General features: G+C 43.1%; 17 protein-coding genes and 2 tRNA genes. 5 read left to right on the forward strand and 14 right to left on the reverse strand.

Annotation, left to right across the window (positions count from 1 at the left end; genetic code table 11):
• Positions 1–32: 32 nt before the first annotated feature.
• The 5 genes from INP51_RS09820 (at position 33) to pflA (ending at position 4,411) form a co-directional block, all read left to right on the forward strand.
• On the forward strand, positions 33–875 hold the full coding sequence (locus INP51_RS09820) for an AraC family transcriptional regulator (RefSeq protein ID WP_193734681.1): 843 nt from the start codon (positions 33–35) through the stop codon (positions 873–875).
• Between the two features lie 106 nt (positions 876–981).
• A tRNA-Gly gene (locus tag INP51_RS09825) sits at positions 982–1,052 on the forward strand.
• 5 nt (positions 1,053–1,057) lie between these two features.
• Positions 1,058–1,129, forward strand: a tRNA-Gly gene (locus INP51_RS09830).
• Positions 1,130–1,321: 192 nt separating this feature from the next.
• Positions 1,322–3,574, forward strand: a complete 2,253-nt coding sequence (pflB, locus tag INP51_RS09835; RefSeq protein ID WP_193734682.1) for a formate C-acetyltransferase — start codon at positions 1,322–1,324, stop codon at positions 3,572–3,574.
• A gap of 60 nt (positions 3,575–3,634) precedes the next feature.
• Positions 3,635–4,411: a pyruvate formate-lyase-activating protein gene (gene pflA / locus INP51_RS09840; protein WP_193734683.1), complete on the forward strand. Its 777-nt coding sequence runs from the start codon at positions 3,635–3,637 to the stop codon at positions 4,409–4,411.
• Between the two features lie 433 nt (positions 4,412–4,844).
• On the opposite strand, the gene INP51_RS09845 is transcribed toward pflA, so the two are convergent.
• The 14 genes from INP51_RS09845 to INP51_RS16305 all read right to left on the reverse strand — a co-directional run bounded on the left by INP51_RS09845 (position 4,845) and on the right by INP51_RS16305 (position 24,982).
• Entirely contained in the window at positions 4,845–5,279 is a 435-nt protein-coding gene (locus INP51_RS09845) for an RrF2 family transcriptional regulator (protein ID WP_193734684.1), read from the reverse strand.
• A gap of 91 nt (positions 5,280–5,370) precedes the next feature.
• The gene (locus INP51_RS09850) at positions 5,371–6,681 is read right to left on the reverse strand and encodes an O-acetylhomoserine aminocarboxypropyltransferase/cysteine synthase family protein (RefSeq protein ID WP_193734685.1); all 1,311 of its coding nucleotides are present in this window, start codon (positions 6,679–6,681) and stop codon (positions 5,371–5,373) included.
• An 84-nt stretch (positions 6,682–6,765) separates the two neighbouring features.
• The gene (cysK, locus tag INP51_RS09855; RefSeq protein WP_193734686.1) at positions 6,766–7,701 is read right to left on the reverse strand and encodes a cysteine synthase A; all 936 of its coding nucleotides are present in this window, start codon (positions 7,699–7,701) and stop codon (positions 6,766–6,768) included.
• A 147-nt stretch (positions 7,702–7,848) separates the two neighbouring features.
• Positions 7,849–9,588, reverse strand: a complete 1,740-nt coding sequence (gene dnaK, locus INP51_RS09860) for a molecular chaperone DnaK (protein ID WP_193734687.1) — start codon at positions 9,586–9,588, stop codon at positions 7,849–7,851.
• 2 nt (positions 9,589–9,590) lie between these two features.
• Positions 9,591–10,565: a carbohydrate kinase family protein gene (locus tag INP51_RS09865; RefSeq protein ID WP_193734688.1), complete on the reverse strand. Its 975-nt coding sequence runs from the start codon at positions 10,563–10,565 to the stop codon at positions 9,591–9,593.
• A gap of 40 nt (positions 10,566–10,605) precedes the next feature.
• The gene (locus INP51_RS09870) at positions 10,606–12,054 is read right to left on the reverse strand and encodes a response regulator transcription factor (protein ID WP_193734689.1); all 1,449 of its coding nucleotides are present in this window, start codon (positions 12,052–12,054) and stop codon (positions 10,606–10,608) included.
• Between the two features lie 38 nt (positions 12,055–12,092).
• Positions 12,093–13,904: a sensor histidine kinase gene (locus INP51_RS09875; RefSeq protein WP_193734690.1), complete on the reverse strand. Its 1,812-nt coding sequence runs from the start codon at positions 13,902–13,904 to the stop codon at positions 12,093–12,095.
• 3 nt (positions 13,905–13,907) lie between these two features.
• Entirely contained in the window at positions 13,908–15,494 is a 1,587-nt protein-coding gene (locus INP51_RS09880) for an extracellular solute-binding protein (protein WP_193734691.1), read from the reverse strand.
• Positions 15,495–15,612: 118 nt separating this feature from the next.
• The gene (locus INP51_RS09885) at positions 15,613–16,440 is read right to left on the reverse strand and encodes a carbohydrate ABC transporter permease (RefSeq protein ID WP_193734692.1); all 828 of its coding nucleotides are present in this window, start codon (positions 16,438–16,440) and stop codon (positions 15,613–15,615) included.
• Between the two features lies 1 nt (position 16,441).
• Positions 16,442–17,371: a carbohydrate ABC transporter permease gene (locus INP51_RS09890; protein ID WP_193734693.1), complete on the reverse strand. Its 930-nt coding sequence runs from the start codon at positions 17,369–17,371 to the stop codon at positions 16,442–16,444.
• A 72-nt stretch (positions 17,372–17,443) separates the two neighbouring features.
• Positions 17,444–18,859, reverse strand: a complete 1,416-nt coding sequence (locus INP51_RS09895; protein WP_193734694.1) for an ABC transporter substrate-binding protein — start codon at positions 18,857–18,859, stop codon at positions 17,444–17,446.
• A 77-nt stretch (positions 18,860–18,936) separates the two neighbouring features.
• Positions 18,937–22,062: a hypothetical protein gene (locus INP51_RS09900; protein WP_193734695.1), complete on the reverse strand. Its 3,126-nt coding sequence runs from the start codon at positions 22,060–22,062 to the stop codon at positions 18,937–18,939.
• 27 nt (positions 22,063–22,089) lie between these two features.
• The gene (locus INP51_RS09905; protein ID WP_230406763.1) at positions 22,090–24,774 is read right to left on the reverse strand and encodes a GH36-type glycosyl hydrolase domain-containing protein; all 2,685 of its coding nucleotides are present in this window, start codon (positions 24,772–24,774) and stop codon (positions 22,090–22,092) included.
• Between the two features lie 79 nt (positions 24,775–24,853).
• The gene (locus INP51_RS16305; RefSeq protein WP_268885786.1) at positions 24,854–24,982 is read right to left on the reverse strand and encodes a hypothetical protein; all 129 of its coding nucleotides are present in this window, start codon (positions 24,980–24,982) and stop codon (positions 24,854–24,856) included.
• Positions 24,983–24,997: the final 15 nt, after the last annotated feature.

A 24,997-nucleotide genomic window follows, 5' to 3' on the forward strand; every position in this document is an offset into this window, starting at 1 on the left:
GAGCACGTAGTGCGGAATAAGGAGAACGTAAAATGTACGCAAATACAGGATATTTAAATCAAGTGGATGTAGATCTCTGTGACCTGAATCAGCCATTAACTGTTGAAAGCTGTGGTGTCTACCGATTAATCAGTGTGCCATCCATGATCGTAAACCGAATTAATGGGAGGCAAGACTATCAGCTGCTCTATATCGCTTCCGGGAAGGCCTGGTTTGTTTTTAACGGAGAAAAACAAGAAATTCAGAAAGGTCATATGGTATTATACCGGCCTGGTGTAACTCAACAATATGGCTACTATCTTGAAGATCATCCAGAAGTGTACTGGATTCATTTTACCGGATCGGATGCTGAAAACCTCATACAAGAGAACGGCTTCACCGAACCTATCCTTTATACAGGAACAGATGCAGAATATCAGCAGCTGTTTCTCAAAATCATATGGGAGCTGCAGATCAAAAGACCATATTTCAGAGATCTTCTCCCACTACTCTTTCATCAGCTGCTTCTTGCAGTAAAAAGTCGATGCAGCAGAGGAAGCAGCAATCTGTCCAATATGGATCATGCTATTAACCAAGCGGTTTTATTCTTCCATGAGAATTTTTCCTCCCAGATCAATATAGAAAACTATGCCAAATCTCAGAACATGAGCACCTGCTGGTTTATTCGCACTTTCAAGAAACATACAGGCATGGCTCCCATGCAGTATATCACATCAATTCGGATATCAAAGGCAAAAGATCTTCTGGAGAATACAGACTATAATATTACTGAAATCGCAGCAATCATTGGGTATGAAAACCCTCTGTACTTCAGCCGGATCTTCAAAAACCATACTGGTGAGTCCCCGTCGAAATATAGAAGACAGTCAGATTAGGTTAGCGACAGCAAAAATTACAGGGGAAAATTTTTAAAATAGTATTGACAAATATCCTTGCATCGTGTAACATATATCTTTGTCAGCACCAATCAATTAAATACTTGCGGGTGTAGTTCAATGGTAGAACACCAGCCTTCCAAGCTGGATACGTGAGTTCGATTCTCATCACCCGCTCTTATGCGCGAGTGGCTCAGGGGTGGAGTACAACCTTGCCAAGGTTGGGGTCGCGGGTTCGAATCCCGTCTCGCGCTGGTCTAATTCTCTGATTTCCAGAGATTTTTTTTATTGCAAAATTCTATTCGATTTTTCTCCTTTCCATGTATTAAAAGAAATGCAAAAAACATGTACTAAATTAGTTGACTTTTAACCCGCTTATCCGTTATCATATATGTATACAAAATAATTGTATACAGTAAACAGAATAAATAATGGAGGATTGACTAATGACTAACATGGAACAATGGAACGATTTTAAAGGTCGAATCTGGAAAGAGGAGATCAATACTCGTGATTTTATACAGCAAAATTATACAACTTATGATGGAGATTCTTCATTTCTTGAAGGACCCACAGAAGCGACAGATAAACTCTGGGATGCTCTGCAGAAACTGCAGGCAAAAGAGCGTGAAAAGGGTGGTGTTCTCGATATGGACACAGATGTTGTCTCCACTCTCACATCTCATGGACCGGGTTATATAGATGAAAACTTAAATTCTCTGGAACAAATTGTAGGTCTTCAGACCGACAAACCTCTAAAAAGAGCTTTTATGCCTTTCGGTGGTATCAAGATGGCTGAGGATTCCTGTAAAACCAATGGCTATACACCGTCACCGGAACTTCACAAGATTTTTACCGAATATGCTAAGCCACACAATCAGGGAGTGTTCGATGTCTATACACCTGAGATGAAAAAGGCCCGTCATAATAAGATCATAACTGGACTTCCGGATACCTACGGCCGTGGACGTATCGTCGGCGATTACCGCCGTGTAGCATTATATGGAATTGATCGTCTGATGGAACAAAAGCAAGAGGACTTTGACAACTGTGGCTGCGGAACAATGACCGATGATGTGATCCGTCAAAGAGAAGAAATCTCCATGCAGTATCGTGCATTGAATGATATGAAGAAGATGGCAGCATCCTATGGCTTTGATATCTCAAAACCTGCAGCAAATGCAAAGGAGGCAGTTCAGTGGCTGTACTTTGGATATCTTGCAGCCATTAAAACTCAAAACGGTGCTGCCATGAGTGTCGGACGTATCTCGACTTTCCTTGACATTTATATCCAAAGAGATCTCGACAAAGGAATCTTGACGGAATCTGAGGCTCAGGAATTGATCGACCATCTGATTATGAAATTCAGAATGGTTAAATTCGCCCGCATTCCTTCCTATAACGAATTGTTCTCCGGAGATCCGGTATGGGCAACCCTGGAAGTCGCAGGTATCGGTCAGGACGGTCGTTCTATGGTCACCAAAAATGATTATCGTATCCTGCATACGCTCATCAACATGGGACCAGCACCAGAACCAAATCTGACGGTACTCTACTCCTCGAAGCTTCCTGAAAACTTTAAAAAATTCGCAGCCTATATATCTGTGAAGACAAGTTCCATTCAGTATGAAAATGATGATGTGATGCGTCCGGTATGGGGAGATGACTATTCCATCTGCTGCTGTGTATCTGCAACCGAGACCGGAAAAGAGATGCAGTTCTTCGGAGCACGTGCGAACCTGGCAAAATGCCTGCTCTATGCGATCAACGGTGGAATTGATGAAAAGACAAAGGTTCAGGTTGGGCCTGAGTATCGTCCGATCACCTCCGAATACCTCGATTATGATGAAGTCATCCATAAATATGATATTATGATGGACTGGCTGGCAAGCCTTTACGTAAACACACTAAATGCCATCCAGTATATGCATGATAAGTATAACTATGAAGCGGCGGAAATGGCTCTGATAGATACCGATGTGAGACGTACTTTTGCCACAGGCATTGCGGGCTTCTCCCATGTTGTGGATTCACTGTCCGCAATCAAATATGCTAAGGTAAAAGCCGTTCGTGATGAAGATGGACTTGCCACAGACTTTGAAATAGAAGGAGACTTTCCACGCTATGGAAATGATGATGACAAGGCAGACGATATAGCGGTATGGCTGCTGCACACCTTCCTCGAAAAACTGAAGAAAAACCACACTTACCGTGATTCCGAACCGACAACGTCCATACTGACCATTACCTCGAACGTTGTTTATGGAAAAGCAACCGGTACACTTCCCGATGGCAGAAAAGCCGGAGAACCACTCTCACCGGGTGCAAACCCAAGCTATGGAGCGGAGAAAAACGGGCTTTTGGCTTCACTGAACTCCGTCGCAAAACTGCCATACGAATGGGCACTTGATGGAATCTCCAATACACAGACCATAAGTCCCGGGGCACTCGGACACGAAGATGACGAAAGAGCCGTACATCTGGTCAATGTCCTCGATGGATACTTCAAGCAGGGTGCTCATCACCTTAACGTAAATGTATTCGGAATTGAGAAGTTAAAAGATGCAATGGAACATCCTGAAAAAGAAGAATATCAAAACTTCACCATTCGAGTATCTGGCTACGCGGTCAAATTCATAGATCTGACCCGCGAACAACAGTTAGATGTAATAGCACGACATGCACATGAAACCATGTGATGATACCAGAATAAAAAGACCCGATTAGAGATAAGGGCCAAAAAGAAAGGTTGTGATTCGATGAATACAAACAATCAGATCAAGGGAGCAGTACACTCTATCGAGAGTTTTGGTTCGGTTGATGGCCCGGGTGTCCGTTTCGTCGTATTTTTGCAGGGCTGCCGCATGCGCTGTCAGTTCTGCCACAACCCGGATACCTGGTCCATGGATTCTGAGAATATGGTATCGGCCGATGCACTCTTAGAACGTGCTCTCCGCTATCGTACCTACTGGGGAAACGACGGCGGTATCACAGTCAGCGGCGGAGAACCTTTGCTCCAGATTGATTTCCTGATTGAATTCTTTCAAAGGGCTAAAAAAGCAGGCGTCCATACAGTCATTGATACTGCCGGAAGCGTTTTCAGCCGAAATGAAACCTTCCTGAAAAAGTTCCGTACACTTATGGACGTCACAGATTTGATTCTTCTTGATATCAAGGAAATTGATGATAAAAGGCATAAAGTACTGACCGGATGCAGCAACCGAAGCATTCTCGATATGGCCGGATACCTTTCCGAAATTGATAAACCTGTCTGGATTCGTCATGTTCTCGTACCTGAGCGTAACGACTATGATGAGGATCTGGTACGGCTGGACCAATTCGTATCATCACTTGGAAATGTAAAAAGATTTGAGGTACTGCCTTACCACACAATGGGAATCTATAAATGGAAAGAACTGGGTATTCCTTATCAGTTAAAGACAATACAACCGCCGACACAAGAACGTGTGGAAAATGCAAATAAGCTGCTTCACACAGCATCCTATATAGGATACCTCAATAAATCCGATCAATAAGTTATTCTTATCATATGTCAAACATTTGTTGAGAGTTCTTTAGCAATTCTTAATCTTTTGGTCATACTTTCAACACATATTTTTACTATACTAGATCTTGGATAGTTGATAACCACTCACTATCTCCCCCCTCATTTTAAGAAAGCGGTCTGCATCCATGCAGGCCGCTTTTTATGATATCCAGTAGAAACATATCATGATGTTGGGGTCAAAAGTAATTTGACCCCTTATGATACACGGATTGTTACGCTCTTCGAGCTCTCACAAGTCTCCGCTCCGCTTCGGTCCGTGCTAAACGAACATCCACTGGATGTTCAGCACCCTACAAACATTCGAATTCCACCCTAATCGGGTTGTTTTCTCATGTTTGTTCGGGTCCCAAAGTCATGCTTTTTCATGCGAGCATGAAACGCAGGACCTTTTGACCCTGGTATCATATCACATAGTTGTCTCCGGACTGCATCTGCCAGTCCATCAGATCTTCTAACGTATACTTATCAACAATACCCTTAATTGCCTGATCTAATTTTTCCCAGAACAGCAATGTAGCACAATTCTCCGATCTAGGGCATTGATTCTCATCATCTTCCAGGCATTCCACCGGTGCAAGGCTTCCTTCGGTAAGTCTCAAGATAGAACCACAGGTATAATCCTTCGGGGACATGGCAAGACGGTACCCGCCTTGAGGTCCCCGGATACTTTTCAGATATCCCGCGCGGACTAGTATAGATACAATCTGTTCCAGATATTTGATGGAAATCTCCTGTCTGGATGCAATATCCTTAATGCGCACAGGTTCCCCGTTATCATGAAGCGCCAGATCAAGCATCATTCGAAGTGCATATCTGCCTTTTGTAGAAATTTTCATAAAGCAAATCACCTCCTTTATCCAAGATAAAGAGCCAAAAAGGTCTCATATCCGATAACGCAAGATATATACCTTTTGGCTCCCCTGATATTTACTGTACTGCTTTAAAGGCCTCATCGAGATCTTGGATAATATCATCAATATTTTCGGTACCAATTGACAGACGAATCGTATTCGGTTTGATTCCCTGCTCCAAAAGCTCAGTTTCATTCAACTGGGCGTGTGTCGTCGAGGCAGGGTGAATGACAAGAGATTTCACATCAGCTACATTTGCCAACAATGAAAACAGCTCAAGATTGTCAATAAAATCTTTTGCTTTTTGTGCATCACCTTTAATCTCAAAAGTAAAGATAGAGCCTCCGCCATTTGGGAAATACTTTTGATACAGGTCCTGCTGCTCAGGATCCGTGCTCACCGCCGGATGATGAACTTTCTCAACTTGCGGATGATTGTTCAGATATTCAACCACTTTCCGTGCATTTGATACGTGTCGCTCTACACGAAGAGAAAGTGTCTCAAGTCCCTGAAGGAAGAGGAATGAATGAAATGGTGACAGTGTCGCTCCGGTATCTCGAAGCAAGATTGCACGAATCTTCGTGACGAATGCCGCGGAACCCGCCGCTTCGGTAAAGCTTACTCCGTGATAGCTGGGATTAGGGTCTACCATTGACGGAAACTTGCCGGATGCTTTCCAGTCGAAGGTCCCGCCATCAACGATCACACCGCCAAGGGAGGTTCCATGTCCACCGATAAACTTCGTAGCTGAGTGAACAACGATGTCTGCCCCGTATTCGATCGGACGAACGAGGTATGGAGTGGCGAATGTATTGTCAACCACAAGGGGAATCTTATGGGTATGAGCAATCCTTGCAATTTTCTCAATATCTACCACCTCTGAATTCGGGTTTCCAAGTGTCTCAATAAAAATAGCTTTTGTGTTTTCCAGGATAGCATCTTCTATTTCTTTTTCATTGAAAATATCAACAAAAGTGGTCTTTACACCAAAATCCGGAAAAGTGTGTTCCAGAAAATTATAAGTTCCTCCGTAGATATTACCGGCAGATACAATATGATCCCCTTCATGAGCAAGGTTTTGGAATGTATAAGTAATAGCCGCTGCACCGGAGGCAACTGCAAGTGCCGCAACGCCGCCCTCAAGTGCTGCCATTCTCTGTTCAAATACATCCTCTGTCGGATTCGTCAGTCTTCCGTAGATATTTCCGGAATCACTCAGACCAAAACGTGCCGCCGCATGATCGCAGTTGTCAAATACGTAAGAAGAGGTCGCATAAATTGGCACCGCTCTGGCACCCGTTACAGGATCTGCATTTTCCTGACCCACATGAAGCTGTAAAGTCTCGAATTTTAATTTTCTGTCTTTTCTCTCGATTTTTTTGCTCATAGACATTCTCCCTTGTTAGTTATTTATCGTAAACTGATAGTCTCTCATTCATAAGACATGTCAATTACCATACGTTCAAACGATTCAGTTCTCAAAGAGTGGCGTAGAATAATAGCGGTCTCCGCTATCCGGAAGAATCACAACGATATTCTTTCCTTCATTTTCAGGCCGTTTTGCAAGTTGGATTCCAGCTTTTAATGCCGCTCCGGAAGATATTCCGACCAGTATTCCCTCTGCATGGGCAAACTCTTTTGAAGTCTCGAATGCCTCTTCATTCTCAATTGTAATGATCTCATCACAAATCTTTGTGTTAAGTACTTTTGGAACAAATCCTGCCCCGATTCCCTGTATCTTATGTGGACCGCTTTCTCCTTTTGTAAGAACCGGAGAGGATGCAGGCTCAACACCTACAATCTGGATCTCTGGCTTTCTTATCTTTAAAAACTCTCCGGCACCTGTGAGTGTTCCGCCGGTACCAATCCCGGCTACCAGAAAGTCAACGGCTCCGTCACTGTCATTCCAGATCTCAGGACCGGTCGTCTCCCTGTGAGACTTCGGATTCGCCGGGTTGTCAAACTGCCCGGGAATATAGCTGTCTGCAACTTCATTTGCAAGCTCTTTTGCTTTTGCTATGGCACCTTTCATTCCCTTTGTCCCGTCAGTGAGCACAATTTCAGCACCGTAAGCTTTTAATATATTTCTTCTTTCAACACTCATAGTCTCAGGCATCGTCAAAATCAGTTTATAACCTTTTGCAGCAGCAATTGATGCCAGCCCGATTCCCGTATTCCCAGAAGTAGGTTCAATAATTGTATAACCCGGTTTCAGTTTCCCGTTCTTTTGGGCCTCTTCAATCATGCTTTTCGCAATACGATCTTTTACAGAACCAGCCGGATTCAGATACTCCAGTTTTACAAGCAGCTTCGCTTTCAGATCAAGTTTTTTTCCAAAGTTCTCCGCATACATAAGGGGAGTTTTCCCTATTAGTTCCACAGCATTATTATAAATTTTACCAGACATACTCTTACCTTCTTTCCTATCACTTAAAAATAAGTTCCTTTTGAATGGTACATAGATTGCTTTGCCAGACAAACATCCAATGGATGTTTTGTATCATATATGTCATATAGGAATTATATGCTATAACTTGGGAATTGTCAAATACTTTTAGATTGAATTTTTCAATTCTTCTGTTTTTTCTTTGATATCCAAGGCTTCTTCATCTTCCAGTTTCTCAGGTTTTTTGAAGCGAACAGCCTTTTCCAGGGAAGAAATCCGACTCTTGATCTCTTTCTTTTTATCTTTGTCAATTGTCTTTTTGTTATCAGAGAGGAATGTTCTTGCCTCCATAATTTCTTTCTGAGCCTCACCTAAGACATCCATCTGTTCCATCTTATGGGTATCTTCACTTTCATAGGCATCTGCATCGTGGATTGCTCTCTCGATATCGTGATCCGACAGGTTAGAACTTGAAGTGATCGTGATACTCTGTTCTTTTCCGGTTCCCAGATCCTTTGCAGATACATTCACGATCCCATTCGCATCGATATCAAAAGTAACTTCAATTTGAGGCACACCTGCAGGTGCGCGTTTAATTCCGTTTAGTTTAAAATTGCCGAGAAGTGTATTGTCTTTCGCAAACTTACGCTCTCCTTGCAGCACTTTGATCTCCACAGAAGTCTGAAAGTTGGCTGCCGTGGAAAAGACCTGACTGTGGCGGTTTGGAATTGTTGTATTTCGGTCGATAATTTTCGTCGCAACACCGCCCATCGTTTCGATAGAAAGAGAAAGTGGCGTGACATCCATAAGAACGAGATCTGTGGCCTTGCCGATATCAATTTCGCCGCTTAATTTTGCCCCTTGAATTGCCGCTCCCATTGCCACACATTCATCGGGGTTCAGATTTTTGGAGGGCGTTTTTCCCGTTATCTTTGACACCATTTCCGCAACTGCAGGAATTCTGGTAGATCCTCCCACCAAAAGCACCATTCCAAGCTCGGATGCACTGATCCCCGCATCCGATAATACTTTTTGAACCGGTTCTTTTGTCCGTTCAATCAGATCGCCGGTCAGAGACTCGAATCTGGAACGTGTAATTTCCATCTCAAGATGTTTTGGATCGCCCTTCACAGTTGTGATAAATGGCAGATTAATGGTCGCTGTACTCTGGACAGAGAGATTTTTCTTCGCCTCCTCACATGCCTCACGGACACGCTGCATGGCGGTGCTATCCTTCGTCAGGTTTACCTTTTCCGTCTTCTTATATTGCTCTACAATATAGTCTGTCAGTCTAGTATCGAAATCATCACCGCCGAGATGATTGTCACCTGCAGTTGCCAGAACCTCGATCAGATTATCTCCAATCTCGATCAGAGAAACATCAAAGGTACCACCGCCCAGATCATAAACCATAATCTTTTGTGCCTGTCCGTGATCAAGACCATACGCGAGTGCCGCAGCTGTAGGTTCATTGATGATTCGCAAAACATTAAGGCCCGCGATCTTTCCGGCATCTTTCGTCGCCTGACGCTGTGCGTCATTGAAATATGCCGGAACCGTGATGACTGCTTCACTGACACCCTCACCCAGATAGTTCTCGGCATCTTTCTTGAGCTTTCGCAGAATAAATGCAGAGATCTCCTGAGGAGTATAATTCTTACCGTCAATTTTAACCCGGTAATTTGTACCCATTTCCCTCTTAATTGAAGAAATCGTCCGGTCAACATTTGTCGCTGCCTGACGTCGCGCCACAGATCCGACGAGACGTTCTCTATTTTTAGTAAATGCAACAACTGAGGGGGTGGTTCGTTCTCCTTCAGCATTTGGCACAATTACAGACTCTCCGCCCTCCATGACCGCCAGACAACTGTTTGTAGTTCCCAAATCAATTCCTATTACTTTACCCATTACTATTTGTAATTCCTCCTGTATTCTATCAGTGCTGATATTTCTTCTTTTGTCGGCATTACGCGAAGTGCACCTTTTTTTGTCGTGATAAGAGAAGCCGCTGCATTTGCAAATGTGAGCATCTCTGTCAAATTCTCCCTTGTCAGATGATCCAATCCGTGTTCCAATACATATGCCAGAATACATCCGCCGAATGTATCTCCGGCCCCTGTCGTCTCAATGGTCTTTTTCTGTAAAAAAGGCAATACTTCTACCATCGTTTCACCACAATACGCTCTGCTGCCTTCCTTTCCCATGGATACAAGAATCAGTTTGATGTCGAATCTGTCACGGATCCAGTTTACTCCGGCAGTGAAATCATCCTCTCCCGTCAGCCACTGAATCTCGTTGTCAGAAATTTTAAGAATGTGACAATGAGCCAATCCGTAAAGGATCTGCTCTTTTGCGTCATCAAGCGTCTCCCACAGCGGTGGACGTAAATTGGGATCAAAGGAAAGGATCGCTTTTGAGTCCTCAGCAATCCGAATGGCCTTTTTTGTGGCTTTTCGCACACCCTCATGCGTCATAGAAAGACTTCCATAGTGGAAGATTCTGCTGTCGCTGATTCGATTCTTTGGAACTTCATCTTCAGTCAGCATCATGTCCGCACCCGGATTACGGTAGAATGAAAAATCCCGGTCTCCATCGGGATCGGTATGCACTAAAGCCAGAGTCGTATGGATCTTCTCGTCCCGATACAGATAGCCGGCATCAATATTTAATTCATCCAAAGAGCTCTTAAGCTGATTTCCAAAAAAATCATCTCCAACTTTCCCTATAAATGATGTTTTATATCCCAGTTTTGCCAGCATGGCAAGAACATTGCACGGCGCTCCGCCCGGATTTGCCTCAAACATACAATTTCCCTGTTCACTTTTTCCGTTCTCTGTGAAGTCAATCAATAATTCACCTAGAGATGTAACGTCATAACTCTTCATAACTATCCTCCATGTTTACTTTGTGTCAAGTGTAGCATCTCTAGTCATGTTTATCAATCTTTTTGAACTCAAAATTTTTTCTGTATTCTGTCGGCGAGACACCGCAGATACTCTTAAATGTCTTTAAAAAATGTTTATCGTTCTCATATCCTACTTGATAGCCAATATCCAGTACCTTTTCCTCCGTCGTCTCAAGCAGGTGCTTTGCCTCGTTGATACGCAGATTTTTGAGATAATTCACAAAATTTATGCCCGTATATTCTTTAAATGTAATTGAAAACAAAGAGTAATTCATAGAAACATAGTTAGATACCATAGCCATGTTCAGATTTTCCCGGAAATGTGTCTTCATATAATCCGTGGCTTCTAAAATCTTTCCCCGGTTCTGGTCAGCACCACGCTGCTCCAAAAGACAACGTTTCAGTTGTTCCATCCATATAGTAAAATCTGTAAGATATTCTGACGCATCTTTATAGTAAAATGGCGATCTGCGTTCAAACAGATTCTGCTGTTGACCTGTCAGAATATTTTTATAAGCTTTTTCAAGTTCATTTTCTATCTCATAGACCAGATCTATAATATCTTTTTCCCTGATCTTCCCATGTTCCGCCTGAAAGAATAAATTTTCTATATTTGCCACAGCCTTATCCATCCTCTCTGTGGGAAACTGCTGAACAAACTGACTTGCCAGGCCATCTTTCGTTTTTTCGCCTTGATCATAATCCGTCTCCTCTGACCATACATGGGAGGAAAGATGGTAAAGAAATGCATGTCTTCTGGCTGCGAAAGCCTCTGATACAGCTGATATGCATCCTTCAAGTCCTGTGAATGGCTGGCTTATCCCCACAAAGGAGTTATGAAAATCCAGCGATTTTATCCTGTCCACGGGCAAAATAGATAAATATTGCCCACCTGTTTCAAAACATACTGGTTCTGTGGGTTCTATGAGCTCTTTCATACTTCCCGCAAAGAACAGCGCAGTTAACCTTTGATCTGCAAATACCTTGTCAAACTGACTCTTCAGTGCCTGATTATTGCGCCCATCGGGATTCTGAATATAGTTTTTCAGCTGGCTGATAAAACCTGATACTTCTACCTTTCTCTGCTCTTTTTCATCCGTAATCAATCTGTCCATATCCTTAAGAACCCGCTCAAGCTGATCCCTCTTGATCGGTTTTAAAAGATAATCTTTGACATTGTGTTTCATCATCTCCACCGCGTAATTAAAGTCATCATAACCGCTGATTACCACGATGAGAGGAGGATGTTTTAGTTCATCTGTCTCCTTCACAAGTTCTATTCCATCCATCTTCGGCATCCGAATATCCGTGAACATAAGGTCAATATCACGTCTATTCAGAATCTCAAAAGCCTCCTGACCATTTTTACACTCTATAATCTCATCTATCTCAACACTGCTGCGGTCCGCCATAACTGCAATTCCATGGCGAATCATCTTCTCATCTTCTACAATCAGTAAAGTCTTCATATATGCCCTCATTTCTCCAATCAGTTTTCAGCCACCGTTTATTGCGTGCTTTTCAGACTCCCGTCAGAGTGCACATTCGTCAGTGGCAGCAAAAGCGTGACTTTTGTAAACAGTCCTTCTTTTGAGGCAAGTTTCAGTCCATATTCTTTTCCAAATCTCATGTGAATTCTGTCCTGGACATTTTTAAGTCCTATTCCGTTTCCCGATCCTCCATGTACCTGTACTTCTCCGCTGATCTTTTTTCTCAGCAGTTCTACCTGATCTTTAGTCATTCCTTTCCCGGAGTCTGTGATCTCTATTTCATAGTCATCACCCTTTAAAAAGGCCTTGATATATACAGTTGAGTCCTCCTGTATCTCCTCGATCCCATGAATAATTGCATTTTCTACGATTGGCTGCAGGGACATCTTGGGAACCTGCTGTTCATAGATGATATCTGGTACATTAATCGACAAAATAATTGTAAAATCATACCTCAGATTCATAAGCTGGATATAATTTTTAATGTAATCCAGTTCCTGCATGATAGTAACATCACTGGAAACCCATTTCATAGAATAACGAAGCAAGCCGCCCAAAGCAGTGACGGCATCAGAAATCTCATATTCTTCATCGATCTCCGCCATCATCTTCACGGATTCCAGTACATTGTAGATAAAGTGTGTATTGATCTGGTTTTGGAGAGCTTTAATCTCGGTATTCTTAATCAGAACTTCACGGTCCACATTCTCTTTCATGAGTGTCTGTATTCGATCCAGCATCTTATTAATCTGAACTCCAAGTTCTCCCATCTCATCCTGACCTAAATCACAAACACGGACATCCATATTCCCATCCTGCACTTTACGCACAACAGAAAGTGTACTGTAAAACTTACTAAGAAGACCCTTGATGACCAGGTTAACTACCATGGCAAGCATGAAAAAAATCAGAAACAGAATTGTAATCAGTAAATTCCTCTGCAGCGTTATATCATTCATAGCTGTCTCAATACTCGTCAGCTGAATGTAGGTTCCCTGGAGCTCCTTAATCGGCTGACTTAGAAGTATCACCTTTCTCCCGTCAATTTCCGTCTGGAAGGCATGAATTCCTTTTTTTCTCTTTGGGGCTGCATTCAGAATCTCTTTTTGATACTTCTGCCAGGGATTTTCCTTTGAATCGAAAGTATAGATGCCCCCCTCATCGCTTTGAAAACATCCCCAATTCTTTATATCCGAAGAGTACAGCCCGGGGAACACCTCATCCATCTCTACTGCCACTTCAACAACTCCCAGAACTTCTCCATAATCATCTGTAATATTGCTTACCAGAGCCATCAGATGATCTGATCTGATTCCGGATGAATCCCCCTCGATCATATCCGGATAGTCAAACTGCCATTCCCGGGAATGATAATTCCCGCTCCAGGACAGTTCTTTCATACGGTCCCCATGATAAAGAATCGGCATCATCTCCGGAAATGAATTATTATCCGCATAGACCCGAATCTGGTACAAATAGGGATTACTGTTTACCTGGCGCTCCAGCATAGCAATATTATTTCTGTAAAATCTCAGGTACTCATCCACAGAAATATCTTCATGATCCTTCAATCTTCTTAAAAACCCCTTTAATTCTTGATTATTAAGAAAGGACTGCGCAGACATGTTACTAAATTCTACAATTTTTTTCAGCTGATTATAATCCTCCGACACCTGATTGGTCGTCTTGGTACGGACTTCACGCACTGTATTGTTTTTGTAGTTGCTATAAAAGCCAACTGAGAAAAGCAATATAGGAATGATGACAATCAGCATAATCGTGCTCGTGATTTTCTGATTTAGCTTTAACTTTTCAAACCATAATTTCATCTTTTACTCCATGCCGAACAGCTCTTTGTTTTTCTGAAATCTCTCATTCGCCTCTTGTACAAACGTTTCGTATCCGTTAGCTTCTCTCTTTTCTTTATAATCAGCAAGTATCCGGTCAAATTCCTCATCATTTTCTGCAAGAAGAAGTCGTGGAAGTGTATCTCCCCATAATTTCTGTTGATTTTTGTATATGACTGCAGCTTTGATATTTTCATCAAAATTCATATCATACTGCGCCGTATACGTGGCATATGGATATGTCCATCTTTTCATGGCAGAGATGGGATCGTCTTCTTCGTAACTCCACTTCAGCTGCATGACATTGTCCTGCAGCATCCAGAATGTATTATCAGCCCCATACTTTGCATCATATGCCTTGCGGTCCGTCTCCAGAAGCTTCTTAACCTCCGGATTGATCACAGGCCTATTATCTTTCATCTGATACATCGATCCCTCAACACCCAGATATGTCATCTTCTGTCCTTCTTCGCTGATCAGATACTTTATCAGCTCAAGTGCCTTCTTTGGGTCCTTACAGTTTTTTGTAATATACGTGACTGTCCACCCATGCACTCCTGGAACCGGGAGGACGGGGTCATCACCTTTTGAGTTTCTCGGACCTTCCACGGGAATATAAATACTGTCCGGATCCTTCTCGTTGAGAGTTCTCACCTGATCCTTGATATCGGTATTCTGATAAAAAAGGCAAAAATACTGTCCATTGGCAAGTTTGCTCTCAAGCTGAGATCTCTTATCAATGAATATCTCGTCCTTCAGATACCCTTCCTTGCCCAGCTGTCGGAACATCTTAAGCCATCTTAAGTACTCGGGATCTGTGTTTCTGTCGTAATACTTTCCGTCCTCTTCATAAGGAACCGCCAAAAAAGCCTGTAGATACTGATCAAAGGAGTTCGCCCCATTCTCATTGAATTCATCAGATCCGATGGGAATCAGAGGATTTTCGTCCACCTTTGGAAATGTTTTGTATGCCTTACGGACAGCGTCAGAGAATCCTTCCGGCGTCGTCATATCCGGACTTCCGATCGTCTCATAGATATCTTTTCGGACCAGAAAATTTTGATTCGATGGAATCTGATTATTCTTAAAATCCTCCGGTGAATAAGAAGAATTTGGATATCCGTAGATCTTCCCGTCACTCTTCGTATACCATTTTACTGCACTTTCATCCAAAACATCAAAAAAACCCGGATCATACTTCCGGGCCAGATCATTTAAAGAATAGACCTGGCCTTTATCAATAATTTCCTGATTTTGCGTCTCCCACCATCCGATCGTCACCAGATCCGGGAGCGTGTCTGATGCAATCATGGCATTGAGCTTATCTGTCTCATTTCCTTTTGGAATCTGGTAGTCTATATCCACATCTGTATGATCGGTGATTGCTTTCGACACCTCATTCTTTCCCCAGACTGTCTTGAACCAGGAATAGTTCACATACCAGTCCAGCTTCACAGGGTTAGAATTTTTATCAGTCTTTTCATCTTTCTCTGTGACTGAATTCTGACAGCCTGCAGCCGACAACAATAAAATCAAGATAAAAAGAGCGTATTTTATTTTTCTTATCTTCATAATAATCTTCCTCTCAGGCTGATTTTTCACCAGGCAGATATGTGAAACCCGATATTATTACAACAACCGATGATTCTATCATAACACAGAACCACCGGTTGTTGAAATCAGTTTTTATTTATTCTTTTACTCCGCCTGCCGAGATACTTCCAATGATATATTTCGAAAGGAATGCAAATGCAATCAGTATCGGAATGACAGATATTGCAACTGCCAGATAGATGGCTCCCTGATTCCTCGTAATATCCTGAGAAGAATTCAAAGAAGCAATCATTACCGGCAAAGTAAACTTATCCGGTGAATTCAAAAGAATTAACGGAATCAAATAGTTATTCCAGCTTCCCACGAATGCACCGATTGCCATAGTTGCAATTCCCGGTGACATTAATGGAAGAATAATCTTATGAAATATATGGATCTCCGTTGCACCATCAATTCTTGCCGCCTCTACAAGAGCCGGCTGCAGGGATCCTTCCAGATACTGCCGAAGGAAGAATACGACCCCTGGAGACGCAACTGCCGGCAAAATCAGTGGCCAGTAAGTATCAATCATGCCCAGATTCGTTATCAGATCATAAAAACCGATCAGACTTAACTGACCCGGAATCATCATGAAGATGACAATTGTCGTGCTGATCACTTTGTTGCCTTTAAAGGCATACATCACAAGCGCATAAGCCGCAAGCGCGGAAAAATATGAGGTAAGTAAAGTTGACGGCAGTGCCACCGAAACGCTGTTCAACATACCCCGAAACAGGTCGAAATATCCAGATACTGTTTCCCAGTTGTCCCTTAAAGCCACACCCGGTACAAGGGTAAAAGATTTTACAATTTCCGGACCTGTTCTCGTGGCATTGATCATCATAAGAGCGAAGGGCAGCAGACATATAACAGCAAGTAAAATAAGGGCAATATATATAAGGCTACGCTTTACTTTCGTTGCCATATCAAGCCACCTCCCCTTTTTTCTTTCCATACATCGCTTTAAACTGAATAACCGAGAAAACCAGAATAATCGCAAACAGAACATAGGCAATCGCCGATGCAAATCCTACCTGATTCGTCTCAAATCCAAATTTGTACAGATACATTACCACAGTTTGTGTACTACCACTTGGTTTTCCACCTGTTCCACCGGAGATCAGGAACGGAAGGTCGAACATCTGAAGTCCGCCAATCAGAGAGGTAATACCGACATAGAGCATAATTGGTCTCAAAAGCGGCATCGTGATCTTTGTAAATACTTTAAATCTTCCTGCACCGTCTATCGCCGCCGCTTCAAAGTAGTCTCTCGAGATTCCCTGTACACCAGCCATAAGCATGATGAATGAATTGCCGAACCACATCCAGGCACTGATTACGGAGATCACATAGGGTGCCGTTCCCGGAGAGCCCAGCCAATCGACTGGATTTTTCATCATTCCAATACCCATCAGCATCTGATTGATTGTACCGTATCTCCAATCCAGCAAAGTCTTAAACAGAAATGCCACAGACGTTGCAGCAATCAAATTCGGAAGATAGTATAACGCCCGGAAAATACCAAGTCCGCGAATTTTGTACTTAATGTCGCTGAACACAATTGTCAGAAGAAGAGCCAGACCCAGCTGTAAAACAATATTGACACCCCAAATCTTAGCGGTGTTCCCAAGTGCCCTCCAAAAGAACTTATCGTGCAGAACTCTCGAATAATTGGCACCTCCGGAAAAAATTGCATCTCCAAAACCCTTGTAATCTGTAAAGCTTAAGTATAAGGTTCTGAGAACCGGATAAACGTTAAAGATCAAAAAAGCGATCACAAATGGAGCCACAAACAGATAACCAGTGTTGTTGAGATTTTTCTTTTTTTTCTTTTTCACTTTTGTCTCAGATGCCATTGTCTTAGACGCCTCCTTTCTATTTTAAGACGGCACCGTGGTATGACCCGCGGTGCCGCAACAAGTGTTTGATCAGCGGTCAACTTTTATATCCGGATAGGTTGACTCTACGACATCATAAAATTCACTCATAGCATCTTCTTTTGATTTTTCACCTTTTTTCACTTTTCCAATTGCTTCTCCCCAGGCATCGCCGATTACCTTATCATATTTCGTTACTTTCGAGTAATCGATTCCTTTCGCCTGATCAAGGAAGAACTGGTAAAGTTTTTCATTTCCATAAATTGGATTCTCATCATCTTTATGCTTTTCAAGTACTTCAAGGTTTGAAACAACGTCACCTTGAGATGCATCAATCCACCAGTCCAGTGTATCCGGATCTAAGGTACAGAACTTCAGGAAATCCCATGCAAGATCTTTCTTTTCACTGAGTGCGCTGATGCCGATAAAGGTTCCGCCGCTGAATCCATAGCTCGGTCCTTTGCATACGCCCCATTTTCCGGACAGATCACCAACATTATCTCTCATTGTAAGAACGCCCCAGGAGGGAAGTCCGAATGCAAAGACTTCGGTTGTCTTTCCGTTTTTCTCCGCTTCTTTCATCTGTTTCTCATCCCATACACTTGTGTCAGAATCAATAACCGGAACTGAGCCGCTCATCGCCTGATACCATGTGGTTGACCAGGAATCAACGTAAGCTGTCATATCTTTCTGATAAAGATTTACACACAGATCCATATAATCTTTTCTGGCCTGATCTACGTTCAGTTTACCGTCAACAACCCATGCACTGTCACCGGAGAAGAAGTTCATCTCCCCGTCAGATGCGAAGATCTTATAACCTTTTTCCTTCAGCGTCTCTCCTGTCTGAAGAATTGTCGCATAGTCTTTGAAATGCTCTCCGACTGCATCCGGATCATCTGTTCCAAAAACCTCCTGTGCAATATCACGTCTGTAGAAAATTCCGGCAGGTGTAATCTGATAAGAAATCGTTCTCTGAACACCGTCCTGATCTTTTCCTACATCCCATACATAATCAACAATATCATCTTTATACTGCTGAGCATTGTACGGATCCTGATCCAGATCTTCGAAATAACCCGCCTCATACATCTCATCAAGCATCTGGGGCTCACCTACGATGATATCCGGAGTCTTCTGCTTTCCACGCATGGCAGTCTGCACCTTTGTGGGATAATCAGCGGGTGCAATAGTAACTGTTTCAATCTGTACATCTGGGTGAGATTCGGTATAATGCTCTGCAAACTGATTTAGATCCGCAGCCAGAGTCCATACAACTAATTTTTCCTTGGCATCTTTATTTCCGGCAACAGCTGTTTTCTCTGTGCTCTTACTTTCTGCACTGTCACTCGACTCGGAAGTACTTGTAGATTTGTCTGAAGCCTTTCCTCCGCCGGAGCCACAAGCCGCAAGTGACACCGCCATAACCCCTGCTGCAGCAAGAGCCGTAATTTTCTTGAAATTCATATATAACCCTCCTTTTTGAAACTTTTGTTATATCTAAAGTATAGAGAAATCAGGATCCAATTTAAATGACACAAATTTTAAAAAGGTGTCTTTTTTTGTAGCGCTACTCTTATTCTCTCTGCTTTCCCGTCTCGGATTTTATTCGCCATCTCTCCTCTTATGTTGTCTGAAAAAGAATAGGCACTGCCGTCTGATATGACTTCAATGGACATGACCTGATATTCTCCCGGAATATAATTCTCCTTGCTTTCCAATTCATATTCTACGGGTATTGTCCCCATAAACGTAGCCTCTATTCTTCTTGCTTCATCGATCAGATAATCAGGAATACAGGGTGCAAATTTAAGTATCAGTTCATCCCCTACTACCTCAAAAGGCTGTCTTCCAAACATCATGATCCTCCAGATTTCAAGAAATTCCGCGGTCGATCCGCTTAGTCTTGCCACAAAGCCTTTCCCGTGATATCTCGGATTCGGATTCGCACTGCTCGCAAGAAAGGATGAATTTTCCAGCAGACTTCTCCCGTACTGTTCCTCATCCATAAAAGGTACCAACGCGTGATGTGAATCCTCCAAAAACTCACTGTAAAGTCCCGATTTTAAGATTTCCAGAAGATATTTATACTCCATGTGAAGCCAAATGGATTCATTTTCCAACCATCCCGGTGTGAATGCACATGCTCTGCCAAGTTCAAAACTTGCCTCAGAAAGCGATGCATTCACCTTATACATCTGCAGCTGTTTGTCATAAAGACGGCTGTTTCTCACGAGATCATATATCTTTTTCCGATCCTGATGACTAGAAGTGATTTTCAGCAAATGTACGGATCCTTCTAGAAAATCCGGCGTGTTATTCACTTCAAATTCAAGCGGGATAATACTCCCCGGCATTTTCTCCCATTTTGTAACCTGATAGTAAAAATAGGTAGGGGACACTTCTCTTCCGAGACGTTTGGCTTTGGCTATTCCCAGTTTTAGTATACTGGCATATTTTTCAATTCGCTTTTTCAGTTCATCTGCATCCCAGATGATTGTCTTTCCTGTCACAGTATGCGATGTCACTTCCCAGAAATGTTCTTTTTCGTCATTGATCATATTCCAGAAATTCACTGCCTGACCATCATGCTCAAGCTCTATCTGATATTTCTCACCGGCAGTATAGACCATATCCCCAAGATGTGCCAGTTCCTGGGGTAATTCAACTGTCTGATCAAATTTTTGCGTCACTTTACACAAAAAGTCAACCACACGTTTCAGCTCATACGTCTCAGCCATAGAGGAACCCAAAAGACCCGGAAGACCATTCAAAGCATCATACCAGCCTGGTTTTCCTCCTTCCATTTCGATTCCCATCCCAAATGGATCAAGCGCAGCCATCTTCACGATAACAAGTGCCCACATTTTGGAAATCAAATTTGTCATAAAGACCGTTCCGTCTTCGGATTTTAGGTATCTGTTCTTTGGATCACTGGTGTCCACATTGTCCTTTAAATAGTGATACTGACGAATACCTTTTTCGGTCTCTACATACCTCTGATACCTGGGCAGCAGTTCTTTATCTGCCTGACGGAAATGATAAGTTCTGTCCTCAAACAGCAGCTGCCTTTCGCATTCCGGATACACAGACAAATATGCCTCAATCAGATCCTGATTGTATGTCCAGTGATCGCACCAGTACCCCTCGCCATATACCGTATTATCCTCGCTGTAGGATAGGTCCAGAGTTCTTTCAAACACCGTCTGTATCGTATTTTCGTCTGTCAGTATATCTCTGAGAAACATGTCAAGTTCACCAGGGGTGAATTCATTGCTCAGAAAATCGCCAAGCTGCTCCTTCTGCTCGTTGCTTAATTTCTTTTCCTCTTTACTCAAATTGGTGATATCATTCTTCCTCAGACTGTAAGTTACCTTCTCAATGGAAAGCGGATTATATCCATTAATCTGAAGGGCATTGTAAAATGTCTTAATACTGCCATCTCCCACAAAGGGTGAAAAATAGATATCACATCTCCGATTCTGACTGACATCCCGGAAATTCCCATTTCCTTGCGAGTACATCTCCGGAAGCATAGAGAAATAATTGTAATCTCGCTCCATGTCGCCATGTTTTCTGGAATACAGATAAAAGGTTTTTTTCGGAGAAATACGAATCGGATACCCGCCCCTCAGCAGATTGTCGAGATAATCCTGACGACAGTAAGCATCAAAGACGGGATTACCTGTTTTCACGGCGATTCTCTCAGTAATCTGACTGGTGAGCTTTTTTGCCATATCCTGTTTTGACTTAAACCATCCAGCCTTTTCACCGACAGCCACCAATGTATCAATCAGCTCTTGATTCTCTGCTGTGCCATACAGCTCACGGATTACAAGGGTCTCCATCGGTTTCAGAACTCTTTTAACAAGGAAAAAACAGCAGGGGACATCGTTGCAGGTAATTTGTTCTTTCTTTTTCAACTCCTCGACATCTGTCTCTTCAAATCCCCATGCTCTTAGAAACGCAGTATCATGTTGAAAGAGGATCTCCTTATCCACAATCACCGAGAGAAGATTGCCAAGATCATCTCTTGCAAATCCATAATTTGCACCTTCGACTTTCCTCACCTGTGCACTGTCCTCCATGCTGGCGCGCACTTTAAATCGTGGAACATTTCTTTCGACATCCAGAGTCTGCATCCAAGCTTTGTTCGTCTGTCCCATCTCTTTCATGGAGCTTCCGCTGACGCCAAAAGGGAGAACCTCGGCCATCCCGTCTGCGACTTCAAGCTTCATCTCCACCCCTGTAATATTCGTGATCCTGACCTCACGCATCAGCCCTGCCGCCGGCTCCTGTGGAAGAGTCTCATATTCCACCTCAATCCTATAATCGTTCGCTCTTTCTTCAAGCATCAGGCTGTTCATTCCAATATGCATCCGTTTATCCTTTTTTTGATCTGCGAATGCCTCCTCGTAGACACCGTTCACCTTCATAAAAGTGCGAAATCCCAGAAGCGGCGTGCGCTCATATGCCTGATGTGCAGGGTAGAATTCCATCATGGCATGATCCTTATCTTGAATGCCAAAACAAGAGATAGCCTGTCCCCGGTTCACATAATAGCACCAGAGAGGAATCCCATGTTCTCCGCTGATTCCGGGAAGGAAGCTGGAAAACAGAGATTTTTTATGATAATTATCAATGATATAGTTTTGTTTTTCATCAAGCATTGCTGAAAATCTCCTTTTTAATTTGATTTATTGCAGAATTACCCTTATCTTATGAATCTCATCCTTTGAAAGATCTTTTATCAGTTCCCTTTTAATCTCCGGTTTTTTGAAATCAAAAGAGAGCTTTGTCTTGTCAAGAAGGATCTCCTCGACTTCATAGTCGCCGACTTCCAGATGATTCCTGTTGATATACACCACATTCAATTTTCGTCCTGCAAAGTGAAAGGTGACCGAAGCACATCCATCTCTGTCAAACTGCTCTGCCAGGAGCTGTGGAAGAAGCTGTAGATTTCCTTTGTATCCGCGAACACCATACATCTGGGACATCACAGTCAGCACCATCCAGCTTGCAGCACCCGTCAGATAGGTATACATTCCTCTCCCATCGGGATCGAAATATTCTGGTATTCCTGGGTAGATTCTGCTGGAGTCAAAATCTGCAGACTGCTCATATAGGCTTTTCATCACTTTGAAGCCTTCCTTTGCAAACCTTCTCTCATATAACGCATAGGCATACATCACCGCCATATGGCAGAAAACAGCTCCATTTTCTTTATTTCCATAGGCGAATCCGAACATTCTTCCCAGATCCATCTTCGTCTCGTGAAAATCTGTATTCAGACGGTATCCACCGACTTTTTGATCATACAGATAGCGATCGGCTGCACGCGCGATTCTTGCCACCTGCTCATCCGTTGCCGTGCCGGACAGAATTGCAAAGACCTGGCCTGTGAGCATCATTCGAACACCGTCTTGAGACTTCTCCACTGGGTCTCCATGATTGTCATAGTATCCGTTAAACCACAGACTACCCTCGCCATCTTCCACCGTTTCCGTCATCCGGATATGATTTTGAATCCATGCACTCATCCAATCAAGTTGGCTTGCAAGCTTTTCTACCGGATAAGCTTTTCTTTTTCCACTGACGCCACTGCCGGTTTTCTCGCAATACTCCTTTAGTATCTGCTGCTTTTCATCAGAAGACTCATACTGCTTTGCTTTTACCTCAAGTAAAAGCAGAATCTCCTCGGCCAGCCATACTTTGTCTGTCTTCTTATGCTCCTTCATATGTCTTAAGAGCTTTGCCATGTCTCCTATATTTGCGGCATAAGCAGCTGTAAATGCAACACTTTCGCCTTTATCGGCTGCCATGTCGAGCGCATCATTCCAGTCAGCTCCACGAAGGCGCATATGATTATGATCACCTACATCATAAAACTGAGTCAGCTGCTGAACCAGTAAATGTTCCAGAACTGTACCTTCGTAAGGTTTCCCATTCTTTGTCATAAGCTGATGATCCGGTGTGAGATTTTGCTTTTTAGATATAAGCTCCCCACGCTGCAGCTGAGAATCGCTAAAATACGTATTCTTTTCAAAGAGAAAATCATAGTCCCCTGATGCATCCAAATACAGCTGTATGGTCGCATACGGCCAATATCCGTGATCCATCCAGACTCTTACAATCTCATTTCTGTCTGCCTTGAACTCTCCGGGCCTTGAACCGATAATCGTCGCATTGCTTCCATCTATTCGGACACCTGCAAAAAAGCTTAGCAGATCTCCTCTTACTTGTTCCGGATCATTCAAAATCAGTGCCAGACAGTCCTGCCAGAGATCTCTCCAGCCTCTTCCGCCTCGGCCATAATCATGATATGGTAAAAATGAGCATCCATAGATTCTACGAAGCTGCGGCTGCATCGTCACCCACTGCATCCAGAAATCAAAGTTTGAATCTCCTGTCTTGAACAGGATTGATTTTTGCATGCTCCAGTACTCTTTCATCTGCAAGAATGCCTCATCCATGCGCTCACGATTTAGATATTCTTTTCCGTCGTCATTGTAGCTCATCACAATCTGAAAACTCGTACTCTTATGGGGCTGCAGCGTAATCTCAGCAAAGCGAAGTGCTGCAATTCCCTCTTTTCCCTCGGCGTGATCGCCTGCACTCTTCCAGAGATCATTCTGTTTCATATGAACGACTGCCTGGGGCCATAACAAACTTCCTCCCTCTCCGATAAAATCATCCACCAGCGGTATGGCGGCATCTGGATGTCTGTTGGCATCTTGTCTGGCAAATACACCGTAGGACTCCCTGTTGACCTGATGGCCACGCTCATCAAAAGTCATCGATGGCGTCAGCACTATTCCATCTTCTGTGATTCTAAACCTCTGTAAAAGCGAGGTCACATGCCGGTGGTCTCGAATATGGTCTGCACCTCTTCCAAAAAGTAAAATTGCTGTCAAAGGCACAAGACTGATCGGTTTATCTCCTTCGTTAATAAGCGTAATCTTCATAAGTTCCGCTTTCGTATCCGTCACCGGACAAAAAGAAAGAACTTCTGCTTTGAGTCCCGTCTCGGGACAGGTTCGCATTATTTTCTGCCAGAAAGGACCGGCCGTCATAGACACCGGTTCAGCGTGATCCGTGTATCGCCTGCTCTCCTGGGCAGCTGACTGTCCATAAACCGACCAGGGGCCATATCCCCTGATGTAACACCAAAAATTCCGGGAAGGTGCCTGACCATGAAGATCACACGCACTGACAGGCGGAAGAAGGAACTCATCCTGCGACAGTTTGTTATCACCATGCCCATCCGGAGTAATGCTGCTCATAACACCTGCGGGATTCACAAGCGGCAGATAAAGGTAACTACTATTATCCGGCTCCTCAAGTACAAAGGAACCATCCTCATCAATAAAATGATAGCCCAAAAAAACACCTCCTCTAGACATTCAACATATAATGCCATTATAGAGGAAGTGTTATTCTCATAAAAGTACATAGATTTAATTATGGTGTGGTTTTTTTTGCTATTTGACTGCTCATCATCTTTGAACCTGACACCTCTGACTGAATCACCGTTTTTCGTCGGCAGAATTTCTTTTCGATTTCAGGCACGTAGGTAATACTTTCTATCATGAACCTCCAAAGCCC

This window comes from Blautia liquoris, from assembly GCF_015159595.1.
GTDB classification, from domain to species: Bacteria; Bacillota; Clostridia; order Lachnospirales; family Lachnospiraceae; genus Novisyntrophococcus; species Novisyntrophococcus liquoris.